The 5,532-nt window shown below is 74.0% G+C and carries 6 protein-coding genes and 2 tRNA genes; 2 read left to right on the forward strand and 6 right to left on the reverse strand.

Annotation, left to right across the window (positions count from 1 at the left end):
* On the reverse strand, nt 1-212 hold a 212-nt coding region (locus OOT08_RS05465; protein WP_325091568.1), incomplete at its 3' end, for an SDR family NAD(P)-dependent oxidoreductase.
* A gap of 143 nt (nt 213-355) precedes the next feature.
* On the opposite strand from OOT08_RS05465, the gene OOT08_RS05470 reads away from it, so the two are divergent.
* A complete protein-coding gene (locus OOT08_RS05470) occupies nt 356-1,036 on the forward strand; it encodes a TetR/AcrR family transcriptional regulator (RefSeq protein ID WP_325091569.1) in 681 nt (226 codons plus the stop codon).
* Here the strand turns inward: OOT08_RS05470 and OOT08_RS05475 are convergent.
* Nucleotides 1,033-1,893, reverse strand: coding sequence for an AraC family transcriptional regulator (locus tag OOT08_RS05475; RefSeq protein ID WP_325091570.1), 861 nt, complete (start codon nt 1,891-1,893; stop codon nt 1,033-1,035). The genes OOT08_RS05470 and OOT08_RS05475 overlap by 4 nt on opposite strands.
* 120 nt (nt 1,894-2,013) lie before the next feature.
* Between OOT08_RS05475 and OOT08_RS05480 the strand changes: the two genes are divergently transcribed.
* A complete protein-coding gene (locus OOT08_RS05480; RefSeq protein WP_325091571.1) occupies nt 2,014-2,556 on the forward strand; it encodes a carboxymuconolactone decarboxylase family protein in 543 nt (180 codons plus the stop codon).
* 84 nt (nt 2,557-2,640) lie between these two features.
* Here OOT08_RS05480 and OOT08_RS05485 read toward each other — a convergent pair whose 3' ends face one another.
* The 4 genes from OOT08_RS05485 to OOT08_RS05500 form a co-directional block, all read right to left on the reverse strand.
* Nucleotides 2,641-4,044, reverse strand: coding sequence for an L-lactate permease (locus tag OOT08_RS05485; protein WP_325091572.1), 1,404 nt, complete (start codon nt 4,042-4,044; stop codon nt 2,641-2,643).
* A gap of 56 nt (nt 4,045-4,100) precedes the next feature.
* Nucleotides 4,101-4,171 (reverse strand) — tRNA-Cys (locus OOT08_RS05490).
* 57 nt (nt 4,172-4,228) lie between these two features.
* A tRNA-Cys gene (locus OOT08_RS05495) sits at nt 4,229-4,299 on the reverse strand.
* 39 nt (nt 4,300-4,338) lie between these two features.
* A partial coding sequence (locus OOT08_RS05500; protein WP_325091574.1) for an aminotransferase class III-fold pyridoxal phosphate-dependent enzyme occupies nt 4,339-5,532 on the reverse strand: 1,194 nt, incomplete at its 5' end.

Raw genomic sequence — 5,532 nt, forward strand, 5'->3', positions numbered from 1 at the left:
CGCACCGAGTCCTCGTCGGCGACGTCCAGCACGACGGTGCTCAGGCGCTCGGCCGCATCCCCGGCGCGGGTGCGCGTGTCGGCGAGGCCCTCGGCGCTCAGGTCGGCGGCGGCAACGCGCCCGCCCTCGGCGAGCATCCTCAGCACGGTGGCCTGGCCGATGCCGGAGCCACCGCCGGTGATCAGGGCGCGACGCCCCTCGAAACGATTCATGTGCGGGTCCTTTCCCGGCCCGCGCTGGCGCTGTGCCGGGAAGCGGACCTTTCCTTGCGTCCAGCGTAGATCACTTTGGCACGTTGTGCCACTCTGGCATGTTGCGCCGCCTCGATCGGCGCGCGGTGCCGTAGCGTAGGGGTGTGACCGAAGCCCCGCCCCCGCTGCTCAGCGAGCGCCGCCGCGCGTCCACGCAGCTGATCATCGCCCGCACCGCGGCGCGGCTGTTCGCCTCCGGCGGCGTCGCGGACACCACCGCGGAGCAGATCGCGGCCGAGTCGGGCGTGAGCCTGCGCACCTTCTACCGACACTTCCCCACCAAGCAGGATGCGGTCGCCCCGCTGCTGACCGTGGGCGCGGAACACTGGCGGACGCTCCTCGCGGTTCCCCGCCCCGGGCTGAGCCCGCGCGCCGTGGTCGAGGCCACCATCCGGGAGACCCTGCGCCCCCTCACCCTGCCCCTGAGCGACCCGGCCGCCGCCGAGAACGCCCTGCTCACGCGCTCCCTCCTCCTCGGCGCGGCCACGGACGAGGCCCTGCAGCGCATCTGGTTCCGGGTCAACGGAGACTCCGAGGCGGGGCTGTTCTCCGTCATGACGGAGCTCCTCGGCCCCACGGCCGAGCCGCACGCGCCCCGGCTCCTGGCCGCGGCGGGCACCGCCGCCATCCGCGCCGCGCTCGAGGCCTGGGCCGTCACCGAGTTGCCGCCGAGCGGGCCCGAGTCCGCGCCCGAGCTGGCCGCACGATTCTTCCGCGCGCTCTCGGCCGGGATCGTCCTGCCCGGCGACCCGCCGGAGGGCGCGGCAGACGCCCGGGGCCGCTAACGGCGGGAGCGCTCCGCCCAGGCTCGCGGGGGCTCGCCCTGCCGCTGGGTAAAGACGCGGGAGAACGAGCTGCTCGTGTAGCCCAGCTCGGCGGCCACCTGCGCCACCGGCACCCCGCGGCGCAGCAGCTGCTGCCCGACCGTCAGCCGCCAGTCGATCAGATAGTCGTAGGGCGCCGCGCCGACGGCCTCCCGAAAGCGGGCCGCGAAGGCGCTGCGCGACATCCGCGCGGTGCGGCCCAGCTCGTCGAGCGTCCAGGGCTCCCCGGGGCGCTCGTGCATCGCCACGAGGGCGCGCGCAATCTCGGGGTCCGCGAGCCCACCCAACAGCCCGGAGGGGATGCCGTACTGTTCCGGACGGTCGAGCAGATGCCGGAGGAGCTTCAGCAACACAATCTCGAAGAGCCGATCGATCACGTGCCGGTGCCCGCACCGCGGGTCGGCGACCTCCTCGCCCAGCAGGGCAAGCGCCCCGTCGAGGCCGCTCACCCCGGCCACCGGCACCGTCACCACCTCGGGAAGCGCGGCCACGAGCGGATGCGCGGAGCCCCCGTCGAAGTCGAGCGCCGCGCAGTCCAGCAGCACCCCGTCCCCGGCTTCCGCCCGGAAGGCGTGCTCGTGCGGCCGCGGATAGAAGAGCAGCGTCGCCTCGCTCAGCACTCGGGGGGCCGCCCCCGTCCCGTCGCTGACCGTCAGGCTGCCCGCGCGCAGGATGTGCAGAAAGCCCCGACCCGGCACCGCCGGGAAGCGTCGCACCGCGCAGAAGTCTCCCGTGTGCACCCGCTCCGCGCGCACCGAGAATCGGTTGAGCAGCGCGTCGAGGCGGTCAAGGGGGTGCGGGGCTTCCGTCGTCGGCATTCCCCCACAATAGACGATCAGACAGGTAATGCGGTACTTATGCCGCGCATCGTCCACGCGCTCCGGTCAGGATGGAGACATCGCCCCCTCGGGCGCCCCAACCCGATCAAGGAGACCCCCATGACCCGTGTCCCACTCATTGACCCCGCAGCCGCCCAGCCCGCGGTCGCCGCGACGCTCGGCAAGATCGAGAGCGCCTTCGGCGGCGTCATCCCCAACATGTTCCGCGCGACCGCGAACTCGCCCGCGGCCCTGAAGTCGATGTGGGCCTCCTTCGGCGCGTTCTCGACCGGCGCGCTCGGCGCCGCGCTGACCGAGCAGATCGCCGTCGCCGTCGCCGATCTCAATCGCTGCGCGTACTGCCTGGCCGCCCACACCGCGCTCGGCCAGCAGGCGGGCCTCGACCCGGCCGCGCTCACCGCCGCGCAGCAGGGACGAGCGGACGACCCGAAGACCGAGGCACTGCTCGGCTTCGCCCGGGATCTCGCGGACCGCCGTGGCGCCGTGGACGAGCAGGCCGTTCCCGGTCTGCTCGCGCTCGGCTGGACCGAGGAGCAGGTGGTCGAGACCATCGCGCAGGTCGCGCTCAACCTGTTCACGAACACGCTCAACATCGCCCTCGAGGTGCCGGTCGATTTCCCCGAGGTGCCCTTCCGCAGCTGAGCGGCCCGCCCACCACGCGAGCGTCCGCAGCAGACCCCCGGCGCGCATCCCGCGATGCGCGCCGGGGGTCTGCCCGCTTGCCGCTCAGAGCAGCGCCAGGCACGCCGCGCCCATGAGCCCGACCGCGACGCCGACGACGAGGAGGAGCTGCCGCTGCACGGCGCCCCGCGCCTCCGGCACCCGGGCGAGCTGGGTGGCCAGCTCGACCCGGGCGGGGGCCGACATGATCGCCGCGGCCGCCCCCGCGTTGTGCGCCCCCATCGCCGCGGCCAGGTCGACCCCCAGGGAGCGGGCCAGGTCGGCCTGCGCCCCCGCGGCGAGCGCATTCGCCCCCGAGTTCGACCCCGTGAGGAAGCCGCCGAAGGCCGCGATGATCGGGATCAGGGCCAGGGCGGCCGGGCCGAGGGCGGCCACGCGGTGCGCGAGTTCGATCGTCATCCCGGAGGCCCCCATGAGCGCCCCGAGGGCTATAAAGCACACCGTGGACGGCGCCACCCGGGCCCACATCCGCGCCGCGCCAGACAGGACGGGGCGCAGGTGCCCGCGCCGGGCCGCGAGCAGGAGCCCGGTGGCGAGAAACAGCCAGCAGGCTGGGGAGCCGAGGACCGCGGCGGCGGGGGCGTCCGCGAGGCCCGCCGCGCGCAGTCCCACCGTCGCGAGGAGCATGCCGAGCAGGATGATCGCGTAGGGCACGGCCGCGGCTCCCGTTGCCCGGGTCACCGCGAGCGAGTGCCCACCCAGGGCGCGGAGCAGGCAGTGGCCGAGCAGGGTCAGCAGGCCGCCGAGCGCCCCGGCGAGCGCGGTGCCCACGAGGAGGTTGACGCCGAGCACGGCCCCCCAGAGAAACAGGCCGGACGCGAGGCCGGCGCTGGCCCGGCGCAGCCGGGTTCCGCGCGCGGAGCCGAGCAGCGCCGCGACGACTCCGGCCCCGAGGACCACGGGCAGATTGAAGAGGGCCGTGGTCACGCCGAGGGCATCAAAGCCCACCCCGCTCAGCTGGGACGCGATCAGGGTGCCCGGGCCCATCGAGCCCCAGGGGACGGTGCACAGGCCGAGGAGCCCGATCGTTGCGGCCCGGCGGCCCGGCAGGCCGAGTGAGCAGAGCAACGGCACCGCGAGCGCCGCCCCGATTCCGTATCCCGTGAGCGATTCGATGAGCGGGGTGAAGCCGTGCACGATGGCGAGCACGGGGGCGAGCCCGGAGCCGAGGGCCCGGACGAGCCACGCCGAGAGTTCGCCCTGCACCCCCGTGCGCCGCCCGGCCTCGGCGAAGGCAATGCCACCGCCCAGGATCAGCACCACCTCGACGGTCACGGGAAGCCAGTCCCGGCCGACCGCGAGCAGTTGCGCGCCGGGCACGGGGAACAGGGTCCAGACCACGGGCACGGCGACGAGCAACCCGGCCAGCGCCGCGGTCCGGGCCGAGCGGCCCAGCACGAGCGCGAGCAACACCGCGAGGATGGGGGCGATTGCGGCGAGCGCGGTCACGGAGTTCTCCCGGTTCAGGGTGCACGATTCGCGCGGGGCACGCCCGGGCGCTGCGGAGGTGGGGGCAGGAATCGAACCTGCGTGCGCAACCTTGCGGGTTGCGACCTGGCCACTCGGTCACCCCACCGGGGGTGGAACGGGTTTGGGCAACGGTGCCGGAGCTGGGAGAACTCCGGCCCCGTCGAGGTGGGGGCAGGAATCGAACCTGCGTGCGCAACCTTGCGGGTTGCGACCTGGCCACTCGGTCACCCCACCGGGGACGGGCCGCTGCTGCCCACACAGCGGCCCGCGTGCTTAGGCCCGCGCGTATTCCGCGAGGGCGTCGCCGATCACCCCGAGCGCGACCTCGATTTGCGCGTCGGTCACGGCGAGGGAGGGCAGGAAGCGGATCACGTTGCTGTAGCTGCCAGCGGTGAGCAGGAGGATACCCTGCGCGGCGGCGGCCGCCGCGATCTTGGAGGCGAGCCCGGCGAGGGGGGTCGTGCTGCCGGGCTCGGTCAGCTCGAAGGCGATCATCGCCCCGTGTCCGCGGATGTCACCGATGGAGGCGTAGTCCCGGGCCAGCTCGCGGAGGCCGGTGAGCAGGGCGCGCTCGATGCGGGCGGCCTCGGCGAAGGGCTCCCCCGTTTCGAGGACATCGAGCACGGCGTGCGCCGCGGCGATCGAGACGGGGTTGCCGCTGAAGGTGCCGCCGAGGCCACCGGGCAGGGCGCTGTCCATGATCTCCGCGCGGCCCGTGATGCCCGCGAGCGGGAGCCCGTCGGCGATGCCCTTCGCGGTGAGGACGAGGTCGGGCACGAGCCCGAAGAGCTCGCTCGCGAACCAGGTACCGGTCCGCCCGAGGCCGGACTGGATCTCGTCGGCGATGAAGACGACGCCGTGCTCGGTGGCCCAGTCCTGAAGCGCCGTCAGGTAGTCCGGCGCGGGGACGACGAAGCCGCCCTCGCCCTGGATCGGCTCGGCGATGATCGCCGCGAGGTCGGCCGCGCCGATGCGCTGCTCCAGGTACTCGATCGTGCGGGCCGCGGCCCGTGCCCCGCTCAGGCCGTCGCGGAAGGGATAGGAGTTGGGCACCCGCTGGATGTCTGCGGCGAGCGGGCCGAAGCCGGTCGCGTAGGGCGCCGCGCGGTGGTTCATCGCCATCGTGAGGTTGGTGCGGCCGTGGAAGGCGTGGTCCAGCGCGGCGACGACTCGGCGGCCGGTGTGGGCCCGGGCGATCTTGACGGCGTTCTCCACGGCCTCGGCCCCAGAGTTCACAAAGAAAGTCTTCTTGGCGTGGCTGCCCGGGGTGTGCTCGCCGAGGCGCTCGGCCAGGCGCACGTAGTTCTCGTAGGGGGTCACGGTGAACAGCGTGTGGCTGAGGAGGTCGAGCTGGGCCTTCGCGGCGGCGACGACCTCCGGGTGGGTGTGGCCGAGGGTGGTCACGCCGATGCCGGAGCCGAGGTCGAGGAGCCGGTTGCCGTCCACGTCGGTGATCCAGGGGCCGTC

It is taken from the genome of Leucobacter sp. M11, from assembly GCF_035726885.1.
In the GTDB taxonomy this organism is placed as follows: domain Bacteria; phylum Actinomycetota; class Actinomycetes; order Actinomycetales; family Microbacteriaceae; genus JAPFRB01.

What these genes read in the sequence shown, in the direction of transcription:
- OOT08_RS05475 (WP_325091570.1), bottom strand. Translation starts at nt 1,893, where the DNA reads ATGCCGACGACGGAAGCCCCGCACCCCCTTGACCGCCTCGACGCGCTG.
- OOT08_RS05480 (WP_325091571.1), top strand. Translation starts at nt 2,014, where the DNA reads ATGACCCGTGTCCCACTCATTGACCCCGCAGCCGCCCAGCCCGCGGTC.